This is a genomic window from Lachnoclostridium sp. An181, from assembly GCF_002160325.1.
Lineage (GTDB): Bacteria > Bacillota > Clostridia > Lachnospirales > Lachnospiraceae > An181.
Window position 1 is genome coordinate 21515 of record NZ_NFKJ01000013.1, and the last position, 26481, is coordinate 47995.

At 43.4% G+C, this 26481-nt stretch carries 23 protein-coding genes and 4 tRNA genes; all 27 read right to left on the reverse strand.

The window, feature by feature from the left end:
• Positions 1-29 precede the first annotated feature (29 nt).
• Positions 30-2453: an ABC transporter permease gene (locus tag B5F18_RS08850; RefSeq protein WP_087157317.1), complete on the reverse strand. Its 2424-nt coding sequence runs from the start codon at positions 2451-2453 to the stop codon at positions 30-32.
• Positions 2450-3124 carry an ABC transporter ATP-binding protein gene (locus B5F18_RS08855; RefSeq protein WP_087157318.1) on the reverse strand — a complete coding sequence of 225 codons (675 nt, stop codon included), beginning with the start codon at positions 3122-3124 and terminating at the stop codon, positions 2450-2452. The genes B5F18_RS08850 and B5F18_RS08855 overlap by 4 nt, the downstream gene beginning before the upstream one ends.
• A 96-nt stretch (positions 3125-3220) precedes the next feature.
• Positions 3221-4483 (reverse strand): sensor histidine kinase, encoded by a 1263-nt coding sequence (locus B5F18_RS08860; RefSeq protein WP_242955830.1) that lies wholly within the window; start codon positions 4481-4483, stop codon positions 3221-3223.
• Positions 4480-5184, reverse strand: a complete 705-nt coding sequence (locus tag B5F18_RS08865) for a response regulator transcription factor (protein ID WP_087157320.1) — start codon at positions 5182-5184, stop codon at positions 4480-4482. Before B5F18_RS08865 ends, B5F18_RS08860 begins: the two co-directional genes overlap by 4 nt.
• Positions 5185-5314: 130 nt before the next feature.
• Positions 5315-5385, reverse strand: a tRNA-Gly gene (locus tag B5F18_RS08870).
• A 4-nt stretch (positions 5386-5389) separates the two neighbouring features.
• Positions 5390-5462: transfer RNA gene (locus tag B5F18_RS08875), tRNA-Phe, on the reverse strand.
• A gap of 149 nt (positions 5463-5611) precedes the next feature.
• Positions 5612-5698 (reverse strand) — tRNA-Leu (locus B5F18_RS08880).
• 23 nt (positions 5699-5721) lie between these two features.
• Positions 5722-5803, reverse strand: a tRNA-Tyr gene (locus tag B5F18_RS08885).
• Between the two features lie 161 nt (positions 5804-5964).
• On the reverse strand, positions 5965-7479 hold the full coding sequence (locus tag B5F18_RS08890) for an LCP family protein (protein ID WP_242955831.1): 1515 nt from the start codon (positions 7477-7479) through the stop codon (positions 5965-5967).
• 56 nt (positions 7480-7535) lie between these two features.
• The gene (locus B5F18_RS12735) at positions 7536-7730 is read right to left on the reverse strand and encodes a hypothetical protein (protein ID WP_242955832.1); all 195 of its coding nucleotides are present in this window, start codon (positions 7728-7730) and stop codon (positions 7536-7538) included.
• A 47-nt stretch (positions 7731-7777) separates the two neighbouring features.
• Positions 7778-9838, reverse strand: a complete 2061-nt coding sequence (locus tag B5F18_RS08895; RefSeq protein ID WP_087157322.1) for a glycoside hydrolase family 13 protein — start codon at positions 9836-9838, stop codon at positions 7778-7780.
• Between the two features lie 13 nt (positions 9839-9851).
• Positions 9852-11693, reverse strand: a complete 1842-nt coding sequence (gene ftsH / locus B5F18_RS08900) for an ATP-dependent zinc metalloprotease FtsH (RefSeq protein ID WP_087157323.1) — start codon at positions 11691-11693, stop codon at positions 9852-9854.
• Positions 11694-11709: 16 nt separating this feature from the next.
• Complete coding sequence (hpt, locus tag B5F18_RS08905; RefSeq protein ID WP_087157324.1) at positions 11710-12237, reverse strand: hypoxanthine phosphoribosyltransferase; 528 nt, start codon at positions 12235-12237, stop codon at positions 11710-11712.
• A complete protein-coding gene (gene tilS / locus B5F18_RS08910; RefSeq protein ID WP_087157325.1) occupies positions 12191-13585 on the reverse strand; it encodes a tRNA lysidine(34) synthetase TilS in 1395 nt (464 codons plus the stop codon). The genes hpt and tilS overlap by 47 nt, the downstream gene beginning before the upstream one ends.
• 47 nt (positions 13586-13632) lie before the next feature.
• On the reverse strand, positions 13633-15039 hold the full coding sequence (locus B5F18_RS08915; RefSeq protein WP_087157326.1) for a SpoIIE family protein phosphatase: 1407 nt from the start codon (positions 15037-15039) through the stop codon (positions 13633-13635).
• A 95-nt stretch (positions 15040-15134) separates the two neighbouring features.
• On the reverse strand, positions 15135-15461 hold the full coding sequence (locus B5F18_RS08920) for a septum formation initiator family protein (protein WP_162607575.1): 327 nt from the start codon (positions 15459-15461) through the stop codon (positions 15135-15137).
• A gap of 72 nt (positions 15462-15533) precedes the next feature.
• The gene (gene yabQ / locus B5F18_RS08925; protein ID WP_087157360.1) at positions 15534-15878 is read right to left on the reverse strand and encodes a spore cortex biosynthesis protein YabQ; all 345 of its coding nucleotides are present in this window, start codon (positions 15876-15878) and stop codon (positions 15534-15536) included.
• Positions 15879-15883: 5 nt separating this feature from the next.
• The gene (yabP, locus tag B5F18_RS08930; protein WP_087157361.1) at positions 15884-16168 is read right to left on the reverse strand and encodes a sporulation protein YabP; all 285 of its coding nucleotides are present in this window, start codon (positions 16166-16168) and stop codon (positions 15884-15886) included.
• Between the two features lie 77 nt (positions 16169-16245).
• A complete protein-coding gene (locus tag B5F18_RS08935; RefSeq protein WP_087157328.1) occupies positions 16246-16485 on the reverse strand; it encodes an RNA-binding S4 domain-containing protein in 240 nt (79 codons plus the stop codon).
• Between the two features lie 73 nt (positions 16486-16558).
• Entirely contained in the window at positions 16559-16831 is a 273-nt protein-coding gene (locus B5F18_RS08940) for an HU family DNA-binding protein (protein ID WP_087157329.1), read from the reverse strand.
• A gap of 182 nt (positions 16832-17013) precedes the next feature.
• Positions 17014-18747, reverse strand: a complete 1734-nt coding sequence (locus tag B5F18_RS08945; RefSeq protein WP_087157330.1) for a phospho-sugar mutase — start codon at positions 18745-18747, stop codon at positions 17014-17016.
• A gap of 46 nt (positions 18748-18793) precedes the next feature.
• Positions 18794-19771 (reverse strand): phosphotransferase, encoded by a 978-nt coding sequence (locus B5F18_RS08950; protein ID WP_087157331.1) that lies wholly within the window; start codon positions 19769-19771, stop codon positions 18794-18796.
• A gap of 82 nt (positions 19772-19853) precedes the next feature.
• Positions 19854-21203, reverse strand: a complete 1350-nt coding sequence (locus tag B5F18_RS08955) for a CCA tRNA nucleotidyltransferase (RefSeq protein WP_087157332.1) — start codon at positions 21201-21203, stop codon at positions 19854-19856.
• A gap of 109 nt (positions 21204-21312) precedes the next feature.
• Complete coding sequence (locus B5F18_RS08960; protein ID WP_087157333.1) at positions 21313-23874, reverse strand: sensor histidine kinase; 2562 nt, start codon at positions 23872-23874, stop codon at positions 21313-21315.
• A gap of 14 nt (positions 23875-23888) precedes the next feature.
• On the reverse strand, positions 23889-24584 hold the full coding sequence (locus tag B5F18_RS08965) for a response regulator transcription factor (protein ID WP_087157334.1): 696 nt from the start codon (positions 24582-24584) through the stop codon (positions 23889-23891).
• A gap of 336 nt (positions 24585-24920) precedes the next feature.
• The gene (locus tag B5F18_RS08970) at positions 24921-25490 is read right to left on the reverse strand and encodes a DUF3793 family protein (protein WP_162607576.1); all 570 of its coding nucleotides are present in this window, start codon (positions 25488-25490) and stop codon (positions 24921-24923) included.
• A 411-nt stretch (positions 25491-25901) separates the two neighbouring features.
• Positions 25902-26444 (reverse strand): hypothetical protein, encoded by a 543-nt coding sequence (locus tag B5F18_RS08975; RefSeq protein WP_087157336.1) that lies wholly within the window; start codon positions 26442-26444, stop codon positions 25902-25904.
• Between the last annotated feature and the right edge of the window lie 37 nt (positions 26445-26481).

Here is a 26481-nt window from a genome sequence, read left to right on the forward strand (position 1 = left end):
GATTTCGGATTTTTGCAACTATTTTTCTTTTACTCCTGATAGCGGATCCGTTCTACAAGAGATTCTTTTTTCACATTTCTGCTCAAAATATAGGACAGCATAAGCTGCATGACCGCCAAAATCAGGATCATTCCAATGATTTCGGCAAAAGGAATATGATAGACATCCAGCCCAAAATAGCCATGTTCTTTTCCATAAAGGAACAGAGCATATCCAATTGGCATGCCAACCAAAAGCGACGTCAGGATACTTCCCACAGTGAACAGTAACCCTTCATTTCTGAGCATCCCATTCAACTGCCTGTTCGTCATGCCAAGTGCCTGCAGAACCCCAAGCTCCCGTTTCCTTGTAATAATACTGATAATGATCGTGTTTGCCATATTCATAAACGCGATCAGCCCTACAAGGAACAAAAATGCATAGGAAAGTGTCTCAAACATCCCGAGAGTACTCTTTGACGTTTCAAGCGCTCCTTTGTAAGTGCTGATTTCATAGTGATTTTTTCCTTCCAGGAGCTTTCCTATCTCTGTCTCCACTCTCTGACAGTCTCCATCCTTGCAGTCCACCCAGATGGTACCGATACTTTTTTTGTCAAAACCAAGTTTTTTGTATGTATCCTCTGTGATTACCCAGTCCGCATCTACACTTCCAAATGCACCCATGATTTTTCCACTGTATTCGACCGTTTTATCCTGACTGCCAAGCTCAAACTGCACGGTCTCGTTCAGCTTATATCCTTCCTCCTCCATAAAATAACTCCAGCCATGGATCAGGGCGTTTTCCCTTGACGCTTTGTCATAGTCCACCTCGCCTTTCAAAGAGCCTTGCCTCACTTCCCTGTCAAACTGCTCTTGGTCCATCACACAGATAGAGTGGAGGACATTGTCCTTATCATATGCGTACAGATAATTTTGTGTTTTTACCTCCATCACTCCGTCTATCTTCCCGATTTCATCCGCCAGCACCTCATCCAGTGGATTATTTTTCAAAACAGAATCCAGATTATTCTCCGGGTAAGCCGCATCATCTTTTTCATAACGTAAATCAATCTGGAACTGTCCGTACTGCACATATTTTCTTGCATCATACTTTACGCTCACATTGCCTGTAAAATTTGCGGCAACCACAAACAGCACACAGGACAGCCCCATTGTAATGATCGTTGTCACTGTTCTTTTTCTGTTCATCGCAAGATTTGCCGTCATCATCGCATGAACAGACATTCGCCTTTTTCCCTTTCTGAAACCCTGAGACTTTTTGGCATTTTCCTGAAAACGGATCGCCTCTACCGGAGAAATCTTTGCCACCAGTCTCATTGGTTTTTTCAGCGCTGCCCACACAGTCAAAAATGCAGCCAGCGCACAGAGTAAGAGTAGCGGAATAGAACAAACTGAAAACTTCACGCTCGTATCAGCCATCAAAGATGCACTGTTTTCTTTCAGCCAGTAATCCAGAAAAATTTTTGTGATTCCAGTTCCAACAACAAGGCCGGCAGGAATTGTCGGCAGTGCAAGAATCATCCCTTCCCTGAACACCAGTTTTCTCATCTGCTTTCTTGTCGCTCCAAGCGCCTTGATCTTTCCGTATTCCTGAATTTTCTGTGCGATTCCTACCTGAAAAATATTGTAGATGACAAGGAGTGAAAACAAAAGTACAATGAACGCGACCACCACGCATGTGACGATCATCTCCATTCCCGGATCAAGCACCCACATGGCAAAATAACTATTGATCACTGTCTGTTCCGGATTGATCCCGCATGTTTTTGCCAGGTCTTTTGCCACTGGCTCCAGTGTTGTGGAATTGACTGACACAGCATCCGAGAGGCTGAAATATGCATTGTACGATCTGTCCTTTTCACTGTAACAGGAATTGTAGAATCCCTCTGAGATATATCCTGTATATCCCTGATTTTCCATCTCCTCTCCTGCTGTCTTTACAATCCCACTGATAACCAGTGTTTTTTCTACATACGCTTCCTGATTGTTTCTTCTAAAATTCAAAGAAATCAGATCTCCAGGTTTTGCATCCGGATAACCAAGCTTTTCAAACAGCGCCTTTTCTCCTGCAATTTCATCCTCCGCTTTTGGAAAATGTCCTTCTGACAGCCTTCCTTGCATATTCGTCATTGTAAGCGCAGTATCACCCATCCAGGCAAGACTTATATTTGTGTTATTTTCCACTTCCCCGGCAGATGCTGCCCTTCCAATCTCCTCTATCTCACCTCTTTGTTCCAGTTTTTGGATCTGTTCTTCTGTCACACCCACATAACTTCCATAGTAGTTTCCGTACAGATCTATGGCATTATCCCGCTGGTATTTGATATTTCCGTAGCCAAAGGACGCAATCGCCGCAAGGAGTGTTGTTGTGAGCAGGATTGCTGTCATGAGCAAAATACTTCTCGTCTTATTCTTTTTATTATTGTTGAGCGCAAGTCGTGTGATCATTTTCATTTCATCTCTTCCACCTTTCCATCTTCAATGATAAGAATCCGGTCAGCAATCTGCGCAATTTCATCATCATGTGTGATCATCACCAGTGTCTGCCCGTATTTTTCCACCGACATTTTCAAAAGCCCCATGACCTCATCACTTGTTCTGGAATCCAGATTTCCTGTCGGTTCATCTGCAAAAAGAATGTCCGGTTTTGATGCCAGCGCCCTTGCAATGGCCACTCTTTGCTGCTGTCCGCCGGAAAGAGTGTTTGGCAGGTTGTGCAGTTTCTTCTCCAGTCCCAAAGTTTTCACGATATCCATGACAAAAGATTCATCTGTCTTTTTCCCGTCCAGTCCAACAGGGAGAACGATATTTTCCCAGACATTGATGGAGGAGACCAGATTAAAGGACTGAAAAATAAACCCAATCTTTCTTCTCCTGAAAATGGCAAGTGCGTCCTCCTTATAGGAAAAAATATCCTTGCCCCGGATAAACACCTTACCGCTTGTAGGGTTGTCGAGTCCGCCAAGCATGTGCAGCAGCGTACTTTTTCCGGAACCTGATTTTCCCACGATCGCCACAAATTCGCCTTTCTTTATCTCAAGATTTGCATGCTGTACAGCACGCACCTCATTTTCGCCGTTTCCATAATATTTACACAGGTTTTCTGTTCTCAATATTTGATCCATATTTCTAACTTCCTTTCTCTCTCTTCCACATGTTGTTCTAACATACAGCATACTCTGCTTTTCTTACAATGACCTTTCAAAAGAAAAAAGAAAGCCTTACAGTTCTGTAAGACTTTCTGCCTGTTCATATGGGAGCTGTATGACAAACATACTGCCCCTGCCTTTTTTTATCTGTCCGGCTCCCACTGTTATGGTACCGTGGTGTCCACTTATAATCTTCCTCGTCAGATACAGGCCGATTCCCTGACCTTCTTCTTTCTGAACCTCTGTTCTTTCTCCTCTGTAAAATCTTTGAAAAATTTTATGATACTCCTTTGCCGGAATTCCAATTCCCTCGTCTTGAATTTCCAGTCTCAGAAAAGAAGTCCATTTTTTTACCCGGATGGAGATGGTTGTCCCCTTTGGACTGTACTTCACTGCATTTTCCAATACATTGATTAACGCCTCGCACAGCCATTTCCTGTCATGCCAGATCACAAGCTCTTCAATTCCTTCATCCCCATCCAGTTCAATTTCCATGTCTTTTGCCTCTGCCTTTTCAAGGATCCGGTTCACCGCCTCCAAAACAGTGTCAAAAATTCTGGCTTTCTTAAGCCGGATCTCTATCAGCCCCATCTCAAGTTTTGAAACATTCACAAGCGTTTTGATCAGCTGCTCAAGTCCCTCAAGCTGGCTGGCAAGCCGCATTTCGAATTCTCGTTTTTCTTCTTTTGTCAATGTTTCTTTTTGTAGTATTACAAAACAAGAATTCAATGCTGCCACCGGTGTTTTCAGCTGATGGGAGATATCAGTCACCAAAGCTTTTATCTCTTCTTTTTCTTGCCTGGCCTGTGTTGTCACAAGATCCAGATACTCGCAGAGGGAATCCAGCTGATCCAATACCAGTCTGCTGTATCCTTCCTCTTCCAGATAATCATCGTAGTAATCGGGCTTGTAATTGCCTCCACGGATTTCTTCCAGATACCGCACAAGTTTCAGCCATTCTTCTTCCTGCTCTTTTTTCGATTTTCTTCTTTCATACAGCAAAACAGCCGCATATGCCGCATACAGCATTAGACCGCCTGCCCCGGTGACTGCGCTTTTCAAACAAAACTGTCTGCCATACTCGCTTGACTCCATGCTGTTATATCCATACTCTTGCAGAACCTTTTGTGTCTCGCGGTCTGAAATCTTTTTTGTTCCTTTTATCGTAAAAAGAATGTCTTCCGTCTTCCCTTCTGTCCTGATCACTTCCGCCATGATCGCCATCTTATCACAGTACTCTCTATAGTGGGACCATATGGATCCCAGCGTGACTGCCAGTATTACCACTGCCCCCACAATCAACTGGACTAGAAGTCTTTTTTGTTTCTTTTTCATCCTCTGACTTCCTGCCCTTTCACGCATTCTTGATCCCATACATACCCAAGGCCTCTGACATTGCGGATATACTGTGGTTTTCCAATCTCCGGCTCAATTTTTTCTCTCAGCCTTCTGATATTGACAGCCACGGTATTCTCATCCACAAACTCTCCGTCCGCGTCAAAAAGCTGTTCCAGAATCTGTCTTTTTGAGAGAATTTGTTTGGGATGTTCCAAAAACAACCTGAGCATTTTCCATTCTGTCTTAGTAAAAGTACTTTCTCTGCCCTGTCCTTTTGCTTTCATCTCCCGAAGGTGAAACTGCCAGATCCCGGATTTGACCACATCTGAAACCGCCTGTTTATTGCGGTTAAAGTATGCATTTACCTTCAGGACAAACACGGAAAGACTGAATGGTTTTGTGATATAGTCGTCCGCCCCTGCCTCGTACCCTGCAATCTGGTCAAACTCTCCATCCAGAGCAGTAAGACAGATTATATGTACACTGCTTTTCTCCCTTACCTGCTTTATGAAATCAAGACTGTTTCCATCCGGCAAATTGATATCGCAGATCATCAGATCTATCTCTTTTTCGCGGACAAATTTCCTGGCTTCTTTTATGGTCCCTGCACTGTAGACCGTGTATCCCTCTTTTTCCAGTATAAACTCTATCCCTCTGTTTACACTTTCCTCGTCTTCCAACAATAATATTGATGCCATATGTTATCCCCACCTTTATAGTTATCAGTATAAAATATTTTAAGGAAGAAAGCACTCTAAACTTTGACAAATACAAAAAGAGTTTTGCTCCATAATAAACATTACTTCGCAAAACTCTTTTTTAATTTCAAGCGGGTGATGGGAATCGAACCCACGTATCTAGCTTGGAAGGCTAGTGTTCTACCATTGAACTACACCCGCACAATGCCCAAAGCCGGAATCGAACCAGCGACACGAGGATTTTCAGTCCTCTGCTCTACCAACTGAGCTATCTGGGCGAAAATCAAAGTCTTTGTCCGGTCTCATCCGCTGCACAAGACTCTTACTATTTTACACGCAAGACTCTCATTTGTCAACACTTTTTTGAAAAAATAAAAAGCGTCTCAAGCCATCATTTTTAAGATTTGAAACACCCTGACCCAATCAATGCCGGCGACCGGAATCGAACCGGTACGGGAGGATAAGTCCCGCAGGATTTTAAGTCCTGTGCGTCTGCCAGTTCCGCCACGCCGGCAAAGCCTTTCCGCATAGCGGAAATGGATGGAGGTGGATTCGAACCACCGAAAGCGTTGCTAACAGATTTACAGTCTGCCCCCTTTGGCCACTCGGGAATCCATCCATATCTTGACATTTTCAATGTCCTGACAAGTTGTTATTATACAGTACATGCCCTAAAAAATCAAGCACATTTTATAATTACCCAAGTTTCTCTATGCCCTTTTTAAGTAAAAATGCGGAAAACAGACAGCTCTGATACTCTCTGAGTTCCGCATAAGCTTTTTATTCTGATGTGGTTGTATATTCTTCCAATACTTGGCCTTTTTCGACTTTGTTGATCATCTCTTTGATACTGTCCACACTGTTCTCATCAGGCAGGCAGACATAAACTGATTCGCCTGGCATGGAATAACAATCTGAAGTTCTGTACTGTGTTCCTTCAGCTGCAACGGATGTAATATACCACTTCGCATTTGTTTTCAGCTGATTTCTGATCAGTCTTGTAAGCTGGTCTGTAGACATATTCGTATCCACACTCTTTGCCACACTATCCATAATGCTTCCGGCTTTTACAAGCATATTCGGGGTGACCAATTTTTTGATCATTCCGGTCAATACGGCTTGTTGATTTTTTCCTCTCTGATTGTCTCCGTCTGCAAGATTATGTCTTTCTCTGCAGAATGCAAGCGCTTCTTTACCGTTGAAATGATTCATACCCTTCTTTACGGAAACAACCGCACCTGCATCTGTTCCGGTCTCAAACTCATACTCAGACACCACATCCACTCCTCCGAGGGTGTCGATGATCTCAATCATAGAAGTAAAATTTATCCTTGCATAAAACGGAATATCCACTCCGTACAGTTCAGACAAGGTCGCCATGGAACGGTCCACTCCGTACAGGCCGGCATGCGTCAGCTTATCCTCCTGTCCTCTTGAGATGCCCGGTATCGGGATATAGTAGTCTCTTGGCGTGGTCACAAGAAGTATCTGATGTGACTGCGGATTTACCGTGGCGATAATGTTGACGTCACTTCTGCTCGTCTCGCTCACATCTCCGTACGTGTCAATTCCACTGATATAGACAGTAAAAGGCTCCTTTTCAACCGATACATCCAGCGACAGATTTTCCATCTCTGTCTTAATTTCATACTCATAGATGACTTTTATACTGTCTTTGTAAGCTGAAAATGATTCCTCAAGTAATTCTGTGTAACCTTCATTGTAGATAATGGCTTTTACTTTTCCATCATGCAGCGCTTTTGCCTGCTCACTGATATTATCATAAGTCTGTGTCGCCACCTCTTTGCCAATCTCTTTGTTGATCTTATCCACAGCCTTCTGCACTTTCATACCATCCATCTGATACTGAACACCAAAAGTATAGTCCTTGGCATCCTTCAGATCATTTGCACTGTCATCCTTGAGCACAGCCACAACCATACGGTCCAATTTATAATTTGCATTTGTGATCTTTCCGACAATATCGTATGTTTTATATACCCAGAAAGAACCAACCAAAAGAATAATACTTACAATAACGCTGAATATCTTTCCTGCCAGTCCTTTTTTGCTTGCTTTGAGCTGACTGAACAAAGTAAGCAGCGCAAGCAATACCAGTATACCTCCTACAGCCAAAAGCTGCAGTGTCGGCACAATATTTAACCAGACTAAAAGCGACATAAAAAGCCCTGATGCCATCAGCTGAAGTACAAACAGGATGAGTCCTGTATTCTTACTTGGCCTGTTAGCCCGGTTCTCCATACGTTTCTGGTGCTTTTTCCGTCTTTCTTCCATCCTTTTTAATTGTTCTTCCTGACGCTTTTTTTCTTTCTGCGCTTTTCTTTCAGCAATTATATCTGCGTCCCGAGATTTCTGTCTGGAAGTTTTTCTATTTTCGTTTCTGTTTCTTTTCTGTTCCTGTCTCTTTTCAAGCTGCCCTGCTTCGAGTTGATTTCTCCTGAAATTCTCCTCCTGGCGCCTTCCGGCATTTCTTCTTCCATTCTCTCTTTCGGCCATATTTCTCTTTTGTTCCTTTCTTCAATCAATCCATATGTACCGCCGCCATTATAACATCGTTTGATATTGAAGACAACTAAAAATTCCCGGCCTGCTCTTTTTCCTCCAAAATCAACGCTGAATGGGGACCCATTATTACTACTATTTCTCCATTCTCAATAATATATTCCTCATATTCTGTAGTATAACCTTTTTCATAGGAATACAAAAGTCTTTTCATTCTTCCCGACATCGCCGTCTCTGCCATCCAAACCGGAACGACCACTTCCCGGCGCTCTTTTGAATTATTTATGACAACAATTATTTTTTCATCTTCCATAAATCGTCCGTAGGAAAGCAGATGCTCTCCCCACGTCAGCATTTTTACAGAACCTGTTTTTAAAACCGGATGTTCTTTGTGAATACGGATGATATCTTTGTGGAACTTAAGCAGTTCCTGATTCTCGCGTCCCCAGGGATAAGTTCTTCTGTCATCCGGGTCTGTGTATCCGCAAAGCCCGGCCTCATCCCCGTAATATACAGTAGGTGCGCCCGGCCATGTCATCTGTATGACCACAGCTTCCCTCATCACACATTCCATCACGCCTTTTTCTGCATCCTCTGAGTTTTTGTATGTAATTCTGCCAGGCTCTCTGTTGGTCCTTGTCAGAAAACGGGAATGGTCGTGATTAGACAGCTCATTCATAGCTGTCTGAAGAGACGGACACATCATGTTTGCCATATGATGTCTCATAGCTCCTATGAAATAGTCCGCATTTCCGTACAAATCTCCTCTGTACTCATCACTGTGTTTCTCCATTCCTGTCAGAAACCATGTGACAGGCTCCATAAAGGCATCGTAGTTCATGACTGTATCCCACTCATCACCCTGCAGCCAGTCGCTTGGGTCTCCGTAATGCTCCGCCAAAATAAGAGCCTCAGGGTTTGCCTCTTTTACTGCTTTTCTGAACTTCTTCCAGAATTTGTGATTGTATTCATTGCCCTGGCCTAAATCAGCGGCCACGTCTAGACGCCATCCATCCGCATTGTACGGAGGGCTGACCCATTTACGCCCGATATTTAAAATATACTCTTCAAGCTCCCTGGATCCTTCATAGTTGAGTTTTGGCAGTGTATGATGTCCCCACCATCCTTCGTAATTGTCATTTTGCGGCCAGCACTCGCCCTCCTGATTGTAAAAATGAAAGTAATCGCGATAAGGGCTTTTTCTGTCCAGGTAAGCTCCCGGCGCATATCCGTCCGCTTGTTCATAGATGCGCTCAGCATCCATCCACTTGTTAAAGGAACCACAGTGATTGAAGACCCCGTCAATGATCACCCTTATATTTCTTTTATGCGCTTCCTCCACCAAGCGGATAAAGAGCCGGTTGCTTGCCTCCAGGTTTCTCTTGTCTGTGGTGCGGACCCGATACTTTTCCGCATTTCTGTTGCTCATCGCATTTTCAGGAAGCACTCCATCATGATCTACCACGATCTTTCCAATATGCGGATCAATATAATCATAATCCTGCGTGTCGTATTTGTGGTTGGATGGGGAGACAAACAGAGGATTAAAATAGATGACTTCTATTCCCAGATCCTCCAGGTAATCCAGTTTTTGGATCACGCCCTCCAGATCCCCACCATAAAATTCTCTGACATCCATAACCTCTGGATATTTATTCCAATCCGTCACTCTGACACATTTTTGATTGATATAAATGTATTCATTTGTCTCCACATCATTGGTTTTGTCGCCGTTGAAGAAACGGTCCACATAAATCTGATACATGACCGCCCCTTTTGCCCAGTCCGGCGTGCGGAATCCCGGCACTACATTGAACTCATAAGTCCCGACTCTCTCCTGTGTCACTCCGCCACGGTGAAAATAGCAGACATCATCTCCTTTTTTCACCTGAAAGTAATAGCTCAATCCGCCCACTCCGATCCTGACCGAAGTTCTGTAAAAGTCAAACGTATCCCCTTTTGTGTTCTTTTCCTTTTTCATCTGGATATTTCCAAAACCCGTCAGCAACCGCACTTCATCTGCATCATCTTTAGCCGTCCGAAAGCGGAGTGTAACCACATCCCCGACTTCCGGCTCATTGGGAAAAATATAGTTTTCTGTTCCGTCACTGAATAATGCCTGTAAGTTCATATTATCATCCTTCTTATGCTTCCACTTGTTCTGTTTGCTCAAACAAGGCCTCAAATTCTTCCCTTGTGATCTTTTCTTTTTTCAATAAAAGGTCCGCACACTTGTAGAGCACACCTTCATTCTCTTTGATGATCGCTTTTGCTTTTGCGTAGCATCCATCAATAATGCGTTTCACTTCTTCGTCGATCTGACCTGCCACATTTTCGCCATATGCTCTGGATGTGTGGGCCAAATCTCTTCCGATAAATACTTCATCGCTGTCGTTGTCATAGTTGATAAGTCCAAGTTTTTCAGACATACCAAATTTTGTCACCATTGCCCTTGCCTTTGCAGTTGCGTCTTTAATATCCTGGGATGCTCCTGTTGTAATATCGTCAAATACTTCTTCCTCAGCTACGCGTCCCCCAAGGGCTACTGTGATATCCTGAAGCATCTTTCCTCTTGTATTGAAAATGTCATCTCTTTCAGGCAACGGCATGGTATAGCCCGCAGCCCCAACTCCTGTCGGAATGATGGAGACACTGTACACCGGACCTACGTCCGGCAGTACATGGAATAAAATTGCATGCCCTGCTTCGTGGAACGCGGTGATCTTTTTCTCTTTGTCCGAAATTACACGGCTCTTCTTCTCTGCGCCGATCCCGACTTTTACAAAAGCATGCCTGATATCCTCCTGTCTGATATAGACATTTCCGGATTTTGCCGCCAGAATGGCAGCCTCGTTGAGAAGATTCTCAAGGTCTGCTCCTGTAAATCCCGCTGTTGTCTGCGCAACCTGTTTTAAATCCACATCATCCCCCAAAGGTTTCCCTTTTGCGTGAACATTTAAAATTTCTTGTCTTCCTCTGACATCAGGCCTTCCCACAGCCACTTTCCTGTCAAATCTTCCAGGCCTTAAAATCGCCGGGTCAAGAATATCCACACGGTTTGTGGCCGCCATCACAATGATTCCTTCGTTTACGCCAAAGCCGTCCATTTCCACGAGGAGCTGGTTCAAAGTCTGCTCCCTCTCGTCATGGCCGCCGCCCATTCCAGTGCCGCGCCTTCTGGCCACTGCATCGATCTCATCGATAAAGATGATACACGGAGCATGTTTTTTTGCATCTTCAAACAGATCACGCACCCTGGACGCACCAACGCCGACAAACATTTCCACGAAATCCGAACCTGAAATGGAGAAAAACGGAACGCCCGCCTCCCCTGCAACAGCTTTTGCCAAAAGTGTCTTTCCTGTTCCCGGAGGCCCTACAAGCAGCACACCTTTTGGAATTCTTGCACCCACCTGAATGTATTTTTTCGGGGATTTTAAAAAATCGACGACTTCCTCAAGCTCCTCCTTTTCCTCAATCAACCCTGCAACCTGTGAAAATGTCACCTTTTTGTCCATATCCGTGCTCATCTTTGCACGGCTTTTCCCAAAGCTCATAGCCTTTGCATTTGTTCCGGCCCCCTGCCTGTTCATGAACATAAACAGGATGAATACAAGTGCCACAGTCAAAAGCATTGGCAGCAACGTGGTTGTCAGCCAACTGTCCTGCGGAACCGGCATTACTTCGTATACAATATCCTTTTCGTTGAGAACTTCTTCCACCTGTTTTACATCTGATACAGTCACAATTTTTATCTCACTTGTATCTTTGAGCTGTATCTCTACAGTTCCCGTAGGAATTGCTTTATTTTGCCTTACTATTGCGGCAGAGACATTGCCGTCCTCCACCTGCTGTTTGAATTCCTTGTAGGAGATTTGCCGCTCCCTGTTTTGAGCCTGGTTTGTCATCCAAAATACTCCTACGATCATCAGCAGCAAGAGGAAAAAGGTCACGCCGCCTACCCTGCTGTTTCTTTTTTTATTCAATTTTCCATTTCCTCCTTTATTCCGCGCCTTCTACCACACCGATATACGGAAGGTTTCTGTATTTCTGCGCATAATCCAGGCCATATCCCACGACAAATTCATCCGGAATATTAAACCCAACATAGTCTACTTTCACGTCCCTTACACGGCGCTCCGGCTTATCCAGCAGAGTACAAAGCCTCATGCTTTTCGGCCCTCTCTTTTTCAGGATTTCCAAGAGATAGAACAATGTGCGCCCCGAATCAATGATATCCTCCACGACAAGTACGTCTTTTCCCTCAAGCGTTTCATCCAGATCCTTTGCAATCTTTACCACACCGCTTGACGAAGTGCCGTCTCCGTAGCTGCTCACGCTCATAAAATCCATGGATACCGGCACTGAGATCCTCTTTGCCAATTCACACATAAAAAATACGCCGCCCTTTAAAACACAGATCAGATGCACCTGTTTTCCCGCATAATCCTCACTGATCTTTTTGCCAAGTGTCTCAATTCTCTCATTTACCTCTTCTTCCGGTATCAATACTTTGACTGTCTCTGCCATCTTCTTCTCCTCCATCTATTTGTATTTCCAAAACTGTCTTCGTATGTCTGCCAATTTGGTATGTGCTGCTCGTACGATATCCCACAACCCAGAGAATGCAGTTTCCGTTTGCTGCCAGAAGGATCTTCCCTCTCTCCTGACTTGGAATCTTCTCATTGATAAAGTAAGATTTCAGTTTCTGTCTTCTGCCTTTTTTATCAATGATAAGATAGTCTCCGGGCCTGCGGGTGCGTATCTCCACATTACCTTTTATTATATCATAGTCAAACCATTTCGTGTACTTTTTTTGCGGCGGCTCCATGTCCTCTTTTCTTTCAAAAATTCGAAAAGCTGCCCTGTATGGGCCTTTTTCCGCCATTTCTTCCAGATCTTGCGTATATCTCTCAACAACCACACCCTCATATATTCTTCTTGCCTGCATCCCGTAAGGCAGCGAAATCTTACGCCCTGTCTGCAGGAAAAAAAGATTCTCCACACCAGAAACATGTACCTGGCCAATATCCTTTTCTTTTTTTGCACACCTTGCAAGTGCTCTGTGAATGACCATGGTCCGCAGTATTTTGGGCACATTTCCCCACAGAGAGGACAAAAGCAAAATCCTTCCTTGATCCTCATCCACATGTTCTTTGTACACCGAGACTGTTTGGTCCTCCATGTAGTCGGATACGAGCCTTATCTGCTCCATTGTCTGGTTCATATGAAGAACCGCCTGAGTATTTACCTCAGAGGCAAGAAACGGAAGGACGTTGTGCCTCACACGATTTCTCGTATAAATGTCTTCAAAATTGGTAACATCTGTACAGTACAAAATACCCTGCTCTTTAAGATACCTTTCTATTTCCTTTCTCGACACGCAAAGAAGCGGCCTGATCCAAATTTCCCTTACAGGGTACATTCCTCCAAGCCCTCTAAGGCCTGTCCCTCTCGCCAGATGCAAAATCATCGTTTCTGCATTGTCTTCCATGTGGTGGGCAAGTGCGATCTTTGCTCCTCCTACTTTCCCGGCTGCATCCATGAAACATTCTCTGCGCACTTCCCGCCCTGCCTCCTCTGTAGATTGTTTCCTTTTTTTTGCAATGCATTCGATATCCTTGCGATAAATCATGCAGCAAATTCCATTTTTTCTGCACACTTCCTCCACATATCTTTCATCCTCAAGCGCCTCCGTCCCCCGCAGACAATGATTCACATGCACTACTGTGATCTCAAGAGCATACTCTTCCTTTAATTCCATGAGCATGAAAAGAAGGCATATGGAATCTGCACCTCCCGATACGCCTACAACTACTTTGTCCCCTTTTTCCAGCATATGATACTCTTGCACATATGCCCTCACTTTTTCTTTCATAACGAACATTATCCTTTGTTTTATGTTTATGATTAAACTCAAATATATCAGATTTTCCATATTCCTACAACAAGAACCGTCATATCATCCAGCGGAGCCTCGCCTGTGAACTCCAGCACCTGCTCAAGAATATATTTTGCAATTTCTTTGGGATTTAAAAATGCGCATCCTTTGACGATCATATCCATCAGCACATCCTGTTCCTGATATGGGAACGCATCCAGTACCCCATCCGTTATCATGATCACAAAATCTCCGTGCTCCAGCTGTCTTACAGTGCATGCAGGCTCCAGTTTTCTGACCACTCCAAGCGGAAGACTTTCCGACACGATCTTTTCCACCTTTTCCCCGCGTTTTATATATGTAGTGGATGCTCCTACTTTCATGGATTCATAGGTTCCGTTATACAGGTCAAACACCGACATATCCAGAGTGGAAAAACAAATATCCTCCCTTCCCATCACAAGCGCTGTATTCATCATCTCCACAGCTGTCTCCTTGGGAAATCCGGCATCCAGAAGTTCTTCCAGCATCTCCACCACCATGGCACTCTCCTTGCTGGCTTTTTCCCCGCTGCCCATACCGTCTGAGAGTACTGCTCCTTCTTTTCCTCCGGGCAGTTTCATCATCAAAAAACTGTCTCCGGATACCTTTTCACATCCCTTTCCAATTTTGGCCACGCCCTGCAGTGTGTAATAGCATGGTCCTTCCACGCAGATGACAGTGGCATAATCATATCCTACGACAGGACGCTGTGCATTACCGGCCACCATATTCCTGCCAACGCATTTTGAGAGAACACGCAGCATTTCTTTTGTCGTGATACAAAGATTTTTGGCGGACTTTAAGGTCAGATGAATTTCATATCTTCCGTCTTCTGTCACAAAAAACACCGTACTCAAAATACGAAGTCCGATTTTGCGAAACTGGTTCTTGATCTTCTTTTCCAGATGCTCATCCTCAAAAATGCTTGCCTCCAGTTCTCTGGCAGCATCCATTACCATCTTGGCGAATGTATCAAGCTGTCTTGCACACCCTTCCCGTTCCTCCGCAATCCGGTGATTCCAAACAAGCACCTGCTTTGCATCCTGAAAACGCTCTAATGTTTCTCGCAAAAATCTCGGCGCCTGAACACAGTGCTTTTGCAGTCTGCGCTTAGTCTCCATATTCAGCTCAACGCCGTACTCCTCCACAGCAGACATGATCTCATACACCATCTGATGCATGTACACATCTTTGTTTTCACTGCACGTTTCCTTGTACTCACATTGGCTGCACACATTTTCCTTCACCGCCGAGTATATCTCTTCCATCTCACCCTGTCCAAAACTTTTGTCTGTCGCCTCCAGACTTAAAAACCTATCCGTAAGATGCTCCAATGATTTTGCGAATTTGTCCATCCTCACGACATACGGATTGTATATTACGGTATACCCTTCTTTCACTTCTGCCATTATACCCATTCCTTTTCTATAATAAATGTTCGTTGTTTTACAATGTAATCGAAAAAATAGCTTTAGGTCATACCTAAAGCTATCTTTCGTAAACTCTATTTCTCTGGCTCAAAAATAATCTCATCTTTTCCTGCCAGTCCTAATTTTTCTTTTGCAATCTCTTTGACATATTCATCCGTTCCAACGTGCTCTTTTATCTCTTCAATCTCCTGTGCACGTTCTTTTTCCTGTTCTAACTCCTTTTGGATTTTTGTCTCCTGCACTTTGTACTCGGCATTTTTTCTGGAAAGTTTCATGCCGTTTACTCCAACGACTACAACGAGTAGGAACATCGCTCCTCCGACAAGCAGGATGCTCGCCTTATGCCGTCTGATGTCTCTCCGTCTCTCATGCACTCTTTTTTTCTTGTTGATTTTATTCATTTTCTCCATCACCTGCTTATCGTTTTTCATGATGCGGTTGTTTTTGTCTCCTGTCTTTTTATATTAGCTGTTTTAATCCGATTTATCAACCACTTTCCTATGCTTTTTTCGGAAATCACGGTACAATTTCTGACCTGTTTTTTCTATTTTCCCAACCAGAAATGCACTCAAAATCATACTGCCTACAACTCCTAGTACAAAGAACCAACGTATACTACCACTGCTTGTATGGTACATTTCGACAAAAAGATACACCGCTGTAAAGATCCAGAAAAGTACGTCCTCCGCAGCAACTGCTGCCCTGGAATGTTTTTTTATTCTTCGAAAAACTCTGAGCGCTGTGTATATCACATACACGATAGCCCCCGCTTTGCATGCCTGGAGAAAAATCCACGCCTCCACACTGATCCCCAGCATTGGCATCACCGAAACAGTTTTGTGAGAAGATTCTCACCTTGCTTTTTTGCTGAGTGGATTTCCGAATAAGCCACACTGTCAATCGTACCCGATAAATCTACCTCTCCCTTTTCCAGGCTCAATCTGTTTACGTGCAGCCCGTTTCCCTTTACCATGAGCATCCCCTGCTCTGTCTCAAGCAGGACTTCATTCAGGTCAAAAGAAAGCACGTCCAGCACCCCTGTCACAAGACTTGTCTTTCTATTGTTCACCACAAGTTTATGATTTTTAGGAACTACTCTTTCTTCCATCTTTTCTACACACCTTTCCATTTTGGCATCTTCTTTTCCAATTGTATGAAAGGTTGTATTATTTTATGACTCTTCTCCTACAGGTAGCGGAACAGCTCTTTTGCCTGGTCTTTTTTTGTCGTATCCTGAATATCCAATACCTCAGCCTTTACTGTCTTTGTTCCAAACTGGATCTCGATCACATCTCCCGGTTTTACCTTTACAGATGCCTTTGCCTGCTTTCCGTTCACAAGAACACGGCCGGCATCACAGGCTTCATTTGCCACAGTCCTTCTCTTGATCAGCCTTGAAACCTTCAAAAATTTGTCTAACCTCATGTTCTTTCCTTTCTGTTTCCACGAATATAAAAAGTGGAGACGCTTATACTGCATCTCCACGGATATGATTTTCTTAGTTTACAGCATCCTTTAATGCTTTTCCAGCTTTGAATTTCGGAGCTTTGCAAGCTTCAATCTTCATCGCTTTTCCTGTCTGTGGATTTCTTCCCTCTCTTGCTGCTCTTTCGCTCACTTCAAATGTTCCAAATCCAACTAACTGTACTTTTTCACCTTTTTTCAATTCAGCTGTCACAACATCAACAAATGCTTTTAAAGCCTTTTCAGAATCCTTTTTAGATATTTCGGCCTGCTCTGCAACTGCTGCAATTAATTCTGTTTTATTCATGAATCAAATCCTCCTCTTGAATGCCGCAGACATTTTGTCTACCTATTTCCCCGCACAGTACAGGCATTTCTGCCTTTTGTTTCAGGGGTTTCGCCGTCTACAATAAGTTATAACCGTTTCCCTATGCTTTGTCAAGGAAATTCCCCCGAAAACATGCTGAAAATCCCTTGTTTTTGGGCGTTTTATAACATTTTTTCAATCATAGCGAGGACTTCTTTTCCAAGAGCTGCGGATTTCTCGTCTGCATCTTCCAGCGAAGTGCCTTTTACACCATAATAAAACTTGACTTTTGGCTCAGTTCCGGATGGTCTTACGCACAGCCATGCATCATCTGACATCTCGTAATAGAGGACATTGGATGTTGGAAGTCCAGTATTTCCCTGTTCTCCTGTCTTCAAATCCTTGACAGTGTCCTCCTGGTAGTCTCTTACCTTAAGCACTTCGTATCCTGCAAAGGATACCGGAGGATTTTTGCGCAGTGTAGCCAGGATTTCCTGAATCTTTGCAAGTCCCTCAATCCCTTTGAGCGTGATGGACTGAATATCGTCTTTGTAATAACCGTATTTCTCATACATGTCGATCATGGCATCCCAAAGCGTTTTTCCCTGTGTCTTATAGTAAGCAGCTGCCTCACACAGAGCCATTGTGGCAACAATCGCATCTTTATCTCTGGCATGGGTGCCGATAAGACAGCCATAGCTTTCCTCAAATCCAAACAAATAATTGCCTTTCTTTGTTGTCTCAAATTTAAGAATCTGCTGTCCGATATACTTAAAGCCTGTGAGCACTTCAATGAGACCCACGCCATAGTGTTTTGCGATCGCGTCCGCCATATTGGAGGTGACGATCGTCTTGATAAGGTAGCCATCTTCTGGCAGGCCTGACATCTTCTGTCTTTCGCCGATTTCGTAATCAGCAAGCAGGCAGCCTGACATATTTCCAGTAAGCACTTTGTACTCCCCTGATTTTGCATCTTTCACATATACACCCAGACGGTCTGCATCCGGGTCTGTGGCAAGGATCAAATCCGCGTCCACTTCTTTTGCAAGCTTTAAGCCAAGCTCAAACGCTTCCTCGGACTCCGGATTCGGATAACTTACTGTCGGGAACTCCCCATCCGGCATCTCCTGCTCTTTTACAACATACACATTCTCAAATCCAATCTCTTTTAGCACACGTCTTGCAGGAATATTTCCTGTTCCGTGCAAAGGAGAGTACACAATCTTGAGCTCTTTTCCCACAGCGTCAATAGCATCCTGATGGATCACCTGTTTTTTCAGCTCCGCGATATAGGCATCATCCACTTCCTTCCCGATGACTTCATACAGTCCCTGTGCTTTTGCCTCTTCCTCAGACATGGTTTTGCACACGCTGTAATCAGTGATCGCCTTTACCTCATCCATGATCCCTTTGTCATGAGGAGGGGTGATCTGCGCACCGTCCTCCCAGTAAACTTTATATCCGTTGTACTCAGGAGGATTGTGGCTTGCCGTAATATTGATTCCGGCAATGCAGGAAAGATTGCGCACTGCAAAAGAAAGCTCCGGTGTTGGGCGCAGTGTCTCAAAAATAAACGCTTTGATTCCGTTTGCTGCAAGACACAAAGCCGCTTCATTTGCAAACTCCGGAGACATCCTGCGGGAATCATATGCAATTGCCACACGTTTCTTATCGTTTCCGCTTTTTACGATATAATTTGCAAGTCCCTGTGTAGCTTTCCTCACAGTATAAATATTCATCCGGTTTGTGCCTGCTCCAATAATTCCGCGAAGACCTGCAGTGCCAAACTCCAAATCTTTATAAAATCTTTCTTCGATTTCTTTTTTGTCCGATTCAATTGCCTGCAATTCTGCTTTGGTATCTTTATCAAAGTAAGGATTATCCAGCCATTCCTGATAATTTTCTAAAAAACCCATTGTTTTTTACCTCCTCATTTCTTTTGTTACATTATACATCACCCTATCACAAATGAAAAGAAAATATCTGCCTTAAAAATGAGGATTTCTCTTTTGTCTGGCAGATTTCCGTCTCCAGTTTTTCCAGACTTTTTACCGGGATCCATGCCTTGTTGGAGCTGTAATATGTGTCCGCGATCTTCCAGAATTTTTCAGGATAAGACAGACGTATGGCAAGATACTCCATCTCCTTTTTTGTGAGAGGCCGCACGGACTGGTACGCCTGTATCATCCTGTCTCCAAGACGCTTATCCCACCTTGTCTTTTCCATGGTCTTTCTCAGAAAATAATAGAAATCCGCAGCCTGCACTCCGATGTGAAATCTCTCAAAATTTGTCACTTTAATTTGACCCTCGGCTATTAGAAGATTGTGGTAATTATAATCCCCATGTGCAGCCCACCTATTTTGGATACTCTCCGTTCTAAGTTCCTCATATTCAGACTGCGCAAGCCTTTCCAGTGTTTTTTCCGCCAACGCATACATCTCCTCAAAACATCCAAGGAACGCTGTTTCAAATGTGCCCTTCTGCACCCGGCCTCTGATAAAGGAACGCACTTTCTTTAGCTCCCTGTTGTGCCGTTTATATTCATCGAGAAGATTTTCTTCCAAAAACGGGGACTCCTGTGAAAGGCGCATAACCTGGTGCAGCTTTGCCAAAAATCTGCACGCCTCCAAAAGTTCATATTCTCTTCGGATGTCACATTCCCTGGCAGCAAACCAGTGTTTCACAATATAACGCGTGCCGTCATCCATTTCCGTCAAAAGTCCGCCTTCTCTATTTTTCAATATCGCATCCGTCTCGATCTCCCCGCTTATCTGCTCCTGCAGCGCGTTCATCGACTGCAGTCTTCTCTCGGACAGCATCCATTCTCTGACCAGGAAAATCCCTTCCCTGGCTTCACACAAAACAGCACCCCTCACTTTCCGGGTGCTGCCTACATCTATAGGATAACGCTCTAAAACATCCTGTTCCAACTCTCTCATACTTGCCCCCTGTAGTTCATAACATATTCTCTCTAATGTATGACCTACAGCCCCCAAGTATGTCTTGTTTGGGCATCCTCTTTTACTGATTTTCCAGTTTGATGTATTCTCTTGCCTTTTGAAGAAGGATATCCTTTTTGTTTCGTTCCGGCTCGTCTATCACCTCATCCAAAAGCCGCTCTAAAATCTTTCCAAGGCGAGGCCCTGGGCTGATCCCGACCGAGATCAGATCCTTCCCCCTCACGGCCAGCTCTTTGATAGAGACACATTCCTGATTTTCCAGAGAACGGCGGTAATACATTTCCACAGCTTTGATATTCTCCTCTTTTTCTTTTCTTCGGTAACTGCTCTGCCCTTTGATGTCTGCCTTGCGGATTTCCAGATAATAAGGGAACATCTCTTTTCCTATGAGATTCATAGCCCGACGCACTTTCTTGGCGGTGATCTCATCCTGGTAGAGATAATCGTGATATCTGACGAGCAAACATACCTTGCGCAGTGTGTCATTGTCAAATTTCAGCCTCTTTAAAATCTTTTTGGCCATGACCTCCCCCATTTCCCCGTGCCCTTTGAAATGGGCAATACCCTTCTCGTCCACAGTCTTTGCATCCGGTTTTCCAACATCATGCAAAAGCGCTGTCAGTCTAAGATACTTATCTGCACGTACATTTCTAAGTACCCTCAGTGTGTGCTCTCCTACATTGGCGTCATGATATGGTGTCTCCTGAGAGGTCTGCATCATGCGGTCAAACTCCCATAAAATTATTTTTGTGATTCCAAGCTTATAGAGCTCTTTCACTTTCTCCGGGTGCGAGGATACTAGCAGTTTTACAAGCTCTGTCTGAATCCTCTCCGCACTGATATTTTGCAATGTTTTTGCGAAAACCTGAATGGCTGCCCTTGTATTTTCCTCGATGGCAAATCCAAGCTGGGCCGAAAAACGGACTGCTCTCAAAATCCGAAGCGCATCCTCCGAAAACCTCTCTTTTGGCTCTCCCACACAGCGGATAAGCTTATTTTTTAAATCCTCCACACCACCGAAAATATCGACAAGGCCTTCTTCCTCGTTGTAAGCCATTGCATTGATCGTAAAATCTCTCCTCTTTAAATCCTCCTCAAGACTTCTCGTGAACAATACTTCCTTTGGATGGCGGCTGTCTTCATACTCTCCGTCAATCCGGTATGTTGTCACCTCAAATCCTTCCCTGTCGATCAGCACTGTGATTGTACCGTGCTCAATGCCCGTGTCCACTGTTTTATCGAACAATGCTTTTGTCTCATCCGGAGTTGCGGATGTTGTGATATCCCAGTCTTCGGGCGTTCTTCCAAGTATGGTATCCCGTACACAGCCTCCCACTGCATACGCTTCGTATCCATGGTTCTTCAGCGTGCTTATGATTCTCCCCACTTTTTCCGGTATTTCCATTTTCATCTCTCTTCGCTCCTTTTTCTGTTTTTTCATTATAATAAAAACCCATATAAAAGTAAACACAACAAAGGTGTGCTGCAATCTCTCGATATTGGCACACCTTTCTATGAATTTATTTGGAATATACCCGGTCAAACGTAACTGTTGCCTTAAACAGATCTCCGTCCAGATACAAATCCAGTTTTCCTCTTTGTCTCTCCACAAGGCTCTTGGCAATAGAAAGTCCAAGTCCGCTGCCTTCTGTACTTCTGGATACATCCCCTCTTATAAATCTTTCTGTCAGCTCATCCGCAGAGATGTTGAGCGGCTGTTCAGAAATATTCTTCAATGAGAATTCCACCTTCAGATTGTCCGCTTTGATATCCGCATAGATTCTGGTCCCTTCCATTGCGTATTTTGCGGCATTGTTGAACAGATTCTCCAAAACTCTCCACATTCTCCTTCCGTCCGCATAAATGTACACCGGCTCCTCAGGAAGATTTAAAATTACTTTTAAGTTTCGGTTTTCAAACTTTTCACTGAACTCGCCGTTTGTCTGCAAAACCATCTCCACCAGATTGATATTCATGAATTCCAGCTTGATGTTGCCTGAACTTATCTTGGATGCCTCCACCACATCTTCAGTCAATGTTTTCAGGCGCTGTGATTTTTTCTCCAGAATGTCCAGATAATTTTGTATCTTTGGATTCTCAAAATGCTCCCTCTTTAAAAGATCCACATAATTGATAATGGACGTCAATGGTGTCTTGATATCGTGAGACACATTTGTGATCAAATCTGTTTTCAATCTTTCATTTTTGATACTGGCCTCAACAGCAGTATTCAATCCCTCTCCGATATGGTTAAGTTTCTCTGCCATCGCAAGATGGTCTTTGTGAAGTCCCTGCGTTGGAACCTGGTACTCCAGATTGCCGTCCGCAATAGAAAAAATACCATCCTTCAGTCGCTGCCTTGCAATTGCTGTGCGCACCATATATACAAAAGCAGCCGCATCTGCAATCAGGCACAGGAACGCGATAGCGTTGGACCCGGATATTGCCAGATAGTGCAGAAAAATGAACCCAAGCATTCCTACCACTGTCCGAAATGTACATTTTCTGTTATCCCAAAACTCTTTTATTGCATTTTTTAAAATATAAAGCAGACTGTTCTTCCAAAATGTTTTAGACTTCAGTCTTCTCACAATGGACAAGTAGCCTATCGTTCCCACAAGACATGTGGCAAATGCTCCGAATCCCATATAGACAATACTGCTCACCGGCACCTGTTCGATCATGCCAGTGTAATATATTCCGTTCTCATACACGATTTCCGTCTGATTGTACATGGCAAAGTAGCCGTTGAATCCAATTCCCACAAACCATATGGCGAAAAACCACATCACAACAATGATAGCCACTGCAATCTCCGTTTTCCATTTGTCAAACCAACTAAGTTTAATCCCATCATAGCCGTTCACATGGCCCGCTGTTGCTGTAAGCCAGATAAAAATAATAATGAACAAGACCAGACATCCCCAGATCACCGGAGCAATGTGACTTAAATTCGGCATGACTTTCTCATATAACACCGCTTTTTCGCGAAATGTATCCTGTATTGGATACTTTGTGTCCATGCCTGCAACAAAAGTATAATTGTCATAGTGATTTCCAAGAAGATGATTCCATTTTGCAGCATTTGTGCTCTCCATGGTAGTTGAAAATTCTTTCAGTTTTGGTTCCGCCACAACATATTCTTCGTTTTGCTGTTTCAGTTTCTCAACATTTGCAGTTCCCGCATCATAGTCCGTAAACTCAGGAAGATTGCTGTATGCTTTCTTCGCATCATGGTCAAGCAGCAGGTAAGAAAAATTGGTGTTCCCTTCGTCCAGCCCGCTCTTGGCCGCCTCATAAGAATAAATATCATCCTGCAGCGCGTTAAGTGTTTCAGAAATCCTGCTGTATACATCCGACATTTTCCCGTTCAGCTCTGCATTGGAATTGACGATACTGAGAAGATTATCTGCTCCGTTTGGCTTGCAGGACGTTATTTCCCGGATACCGTTTGTAAGTGCCCAGCAGTCCGAATACAAAACATTGGCATTGGAATCCGTGATCGGATAGGAAAGATCATATGATCCGGTTCTGTATCCCTCTTTTAAATCGTAAAGGACAGATTGCTTGTCGATTCCGTATTCTTCATCAAGGTTTAAAAAATTCAACTGGCCGCTTTCAATCTGTCTTGCAAATTCGTCATAATAATAATAAAAATAAGACCCATCTGTTTTCTGACACACCACAATATTTCTGTCAAGATTTCCTTGGGTATATTCCTTAGCCCACTTCAGCAGATCTGCCAGACGGTATGTCACTGCTCCAGGCTGCAAAGATGAACTGTCACCGGAATTATAATTTAAAATATCGATCAGCTTATTCTCATCATATTTTCCATCAGTCTCAAATTTTTCTTCTTTATCCAGAAATGTCACAGCGCTCAACGTGGCATAAAACATATCTTTTTCAAAGCTTACTGTCTCCTCATACTGTTTCGGCACAGCTTTTGCTGGGTTTAAATACTTCACCCCTGCATACGTACCTATCCACATCACACTGATGACAATGAGCACAGCCAAAATAAGCTCTAAAACCACCAGTATGCCCTTGCACACCATGGAATGATACCACTTATTCTTCATTCAAAACTTCCTTTCTAAAGTTTTTCTATCTTGTATCCGACTCCCCAGACAACTTTTAAATATCTTGGCTCCTTCGGATTGATCTCTATTTTTTCACGAATATGCCGAATATGTACTGCCACTGTATTGTCAGCTCCAATTGCATCTTCGTTCCAAATACTCTCATAAATCTGGTCAATAGAGAAAACTTTTCCTTGATTTTTCACCAACAACAGCAAAATGTTGTATTCAATCGGCGTCAGTTTCACCGGCTCTCCATCCACTGTCACCTCTTTTAAATCGTCATTGATCTTCAAGCCTCCCACTTCGTAGACTTTCTCCGACTCTTTCTCCACAGAACTTCCAAGCTGATTATATCTTCTAAGCTGAGACTTTGCCCTGGCCACAAGTTCCAGCGGATTAAATGGTTTTGTGAGATAGTCGTCTGCCCCGATATTCAGGCCCAGGATTTTATCCGCATCCTCGGACTTTGCAGAGAGAATAATGATCGGAAGTCTGTATTCTTCCCTGATCTTCAATGTAGCGCGGATTCCGTCCAGCCTTGGCATCATAATATCTATTATCAACAAATCCACCTGGTTTTCCTTCAGGCTTTTGATTGCCTCTTCTCCGTCGTAAGCTTTCAGCACATGATATCCTTCCTGGGTCAGATAAATATCAATTGCCTCCACGATTTCTTTGTCATCATCACATACTAATATATTATACATTTTCATCACCTCCCTTACAGTATACAAGAATAACAGATATTTTTTAAGGTCCGTTCACAGAATTTATTAAGAAAGGTTTAAGATTGATTTCAGACACAGCGAAGGCCCACCGGCAAAAAGCCGGCGGGCCTCGTTGTTTGTATAGTTATCTAAAGGAATGAGAGTAAAGTGACACCTGGAGGTTTCTCCCCCAGGTGCTTACTTTATGAGGGGGGAGATAGTGATTTGTTTATCAACTATCTGACTCTTAGTATACGCAACAAATGTGTCCAAAGTATGTTGATTCTATAAAAGAAAACGAAATTTTATTAAGTAGTTCTTAAGAGAAACCGAATTTCAGATAAAGGTGTAATCTGAAATTTCAAACAGTCTCTTTCCCCTTTGGATTTCTGAAACAAAAAATGCCTTTGCTTTTTCGTATCTGGAAAACAATTCTACAGCCTCTTCCACGTTCCCGTATACTTTCCAGTATCCGCTGTAAAGGTAATTTTGTCCTTCATTTTCAATAAATCCCATGACATCGCAAAGCGGGTATCCCAAAAAGATACCAATCTCATGAGGAAATTCCAATTTATTTTGCTTGTATAAGGTAAATCTTTTTTGAAGTCTTGCAAGCAATGGCTGTAATCGAAAATCTGTATATCCGCATCTTTTCATAAAGTCGAGTACATCCTCATTTTCAAATAAAGAAACCATCAAGTCCGGCTGATAAATCAGCCAGAGGTTTTTTCCCGCTCCAAGATACAGTACACGGCACGCTGCCGCTGTTCCTTTCAGAGACGTAAAGACCTCTTTTGTATGTCTGCTCTTTAAGATCAAAATATTAGCCGGTTTCAGCCTGGCAAGTACAGGCGCACACTGGTGTGCAATCTGAACTTCTATCGGTGTGGCAAAAAATGGATTCATCCTGATCATACTCCTTTCTTATCTTAGTTAGAAAAAACTAACCATCTATCAAAAAAAATATCTTCCTCACAAGTTAGAATTAACTAACCACATGTTACCATGAAACTTATTCACGGTCAATCCATTTTATTCTAAACGTGGTAGGGGGAATATTTCTGAAATGGAAAAAAGAGCCGTTTCCGAACCGGCTCTTTTTGAGGAAAGTTATGAAAAAGAAAATTTATAAAATTAGTAGTTGTAAGTTTTCCTTACGAGTATTACTATACCCGGAAAATATGAGGATTATGTGATAAAAAAATAAAAGGATTGTGAACACTTTTGCTTTTCTGTTCATAATTTGGCAATACGTTTACCTGACAAAAGCAGAGTGGCCCTTTATCATATTATATAGGACTACTCTGCTTTTTATACTTACAGGATAAAAAATATTGCGATCAAAACAGCAATCAAAATGACCAGAATGGAAATTATTATCATAAACAACGGCAGTTTTGATGTAGAGACTTCCACGTCATCGTCCTCATCCCTCTGCGAAAGCATATGTTCATAATTGTCGCGCATTTCCTGCTCTCTTTTCTCCCGAACCTGTTTTGGCGGGATGTTGGAATAACGGCTTTCTGACTCCTCCCCGGACGGCTGTTCCTGTCTCTTTTGAGGCTGATTTCTTCTTGCCTGCTCCCTTCTCTGTGCATCCCTTGGCTGCTTTTCACGATTCTCCGCTGCCTGCCCGTTTGATATATTGTCTTTTTCTGCCTCCGCTTTTTTCTCTTCCTGGGCTGCTTTTTCTTTTTCCGCCTTGGCTGCCTGTCTTTTTGCTCTCTGCTTGTCCAGGTTCCATTTCTTTTTGCAGTCTCTGCAGATTGCAAATTCGTTGAAAATTGCCTCGCCCTCTGACGTCTCCCCTACTTTTTCATTTCTTATCAACAGTTCTTTTCCGCATTTAGGACAGTTCATCTTTATACTCCTCTCTGTACTGTGAAAGTTTTCCAGC

Bases quoted from the DNA above. Each gene is read 5' to 3' on its own strand.
- B5F18_RS08850 (WP_087157317.1), bottom strand. From the start codon at position 2,453: ATGAAAATGATCACACGACTTGCGCTCAACAATAATAAAAAGAATAAG.
- B5F18_RS08855 (WP_087157318.1), bottom strand. From the start codon at position 3,124: ATGGATCAAATATTGAGAACAGAAAACCTGTGTAAATATTATGGAAAC.
- B5F18_RS08860 (WP_242955830.1), bottom strand. From the start codon at position 4,483: ATGAAAAAGAAACAAAAAAGACTTCTAGTCCAGTTGATTGTGGGGGCA.
- B5F18_RS08865 (WP_087157320.1), bottom strand. From the start codon at position 5,184: ATGGCATCAATATTATTGTTGGAAGACGAGGAAAGTGTAAACAGAGGG.
- B5F18_RS08890 (WP_242955831.1), bottom strand. From the start codon at position 7,479: ATGGAAGAAAGACGGAAAAAGCACCAGAAACGTATGGAGAACCGGGCT.
- B5F18_RS08895 (WP_087157322.1), bottom strand. From the start codon at position 9,838: ATGAACTTACAGGCATTATTCAGTGACGGAACAGAAAACTATATTTTT.
- hpt (WP_087157324.1), bottom strand. From the start codon at position 12,237: ATGGCAGAGACAGTCAAAGTATTGATACCGGAAGAAGAGGTAAATGAG.
- tilS (WP_087157325.1), bottom strand. From the start codon at position 13,585: ATGAAAGAAAAAGTGAGGGCATATGTGCAAGAGTATCATATGCTGGAA.
- B5F18_RS08915 (WP_087157326.1), bottom strand. From the start codon at position 15,039: ATGGCAGAAGTGAAAGAAGGGTATACCGTAATATACAATCCGTATGTC.
- B5F18_RS08920 (WP_162607575.1), bottom strand. From the start codon at position 15,461: ATGAATAAAATCAACAAGAAAAAAAGAGTGCATGAGAGACGGAGAGAC.
- yabQ (WP_087157360.1), bottom strand. From the start codon at position 15,878: ATGCTGGGGATCAGTGTGGAGGCGTGGATTTTTCTCCAGGCATGCAAA.
- yabP (WP_087157361.1), bottom strand. From the start codon at position 16,168: ATGGAAGAAAGAGTAGTTCCTAAAAATCATAAACTTGTGGTGAACAAT.
- B5F18_RS08935 (WP_087157328.1), bottom strand. From the start codon at position 16,485: ATGAGGTTAGACAAATTTTTGAAGGTTTCAAGGCTGATCAAGAGAAGG.
- B5F18_RS08940 (WP_087157329.1), bottom strand. From the start codon at position 16,831: ATGAATAAAACAGAATTAATTGCAGCAGTTGCAGAGCAGGCCGAAATA.
- B5F18_RS08945 (WP_087157330.1), bottom strand. From the start codon at position 18,747: ATGGGTTTTTTAGAAAATTATCAGGAATGGCTGGATAATCCTTACTTT.
- B5F18_RS08950 (WP_087157331.1), bottom strand. From the start codon at position 19,771: ATGAGAGAGTTGGAACAGGATGTTTTAGAGCGTTATCCTATAGATGTA.
- B5F18_RS08955 (WP_087157332.1), bottom strand. From the start codon at position 21,203: ATGAAAATGGAAATACCGGAAAAAGTGGGGAGAATCATAAGCACGCTG.
- B5F18_RS08960 (WP_087157333.1), bottom strand. From the start codon at position 23,874: ATGAAGAATAAGTGGTATCATTCCATGGTGTGCAAGGGCATACTGGTG.
- B5F18_RS08965 (WP_087157334.1), bottom strand. From the start codon at position 24,584: ATGTATAATATATTAGTATGTGATGATGACAAAGAAATCGTGGAGGCA.
- B5F18_RS08970 (WP_162607576.1), bottom strand. From the start codon at position 25,490: ATGAATCCATTTTTTGCCACACCGATAGAAGTTCAGATTGCACACCAG.
- B5F18_RS08975 (WP_087157336.1), bottom strand. From the start codon at position 26,444: ATGAACTGTCCTAAATGCGGAAAAGAACTGTTGATAAGAAATGAAAAA.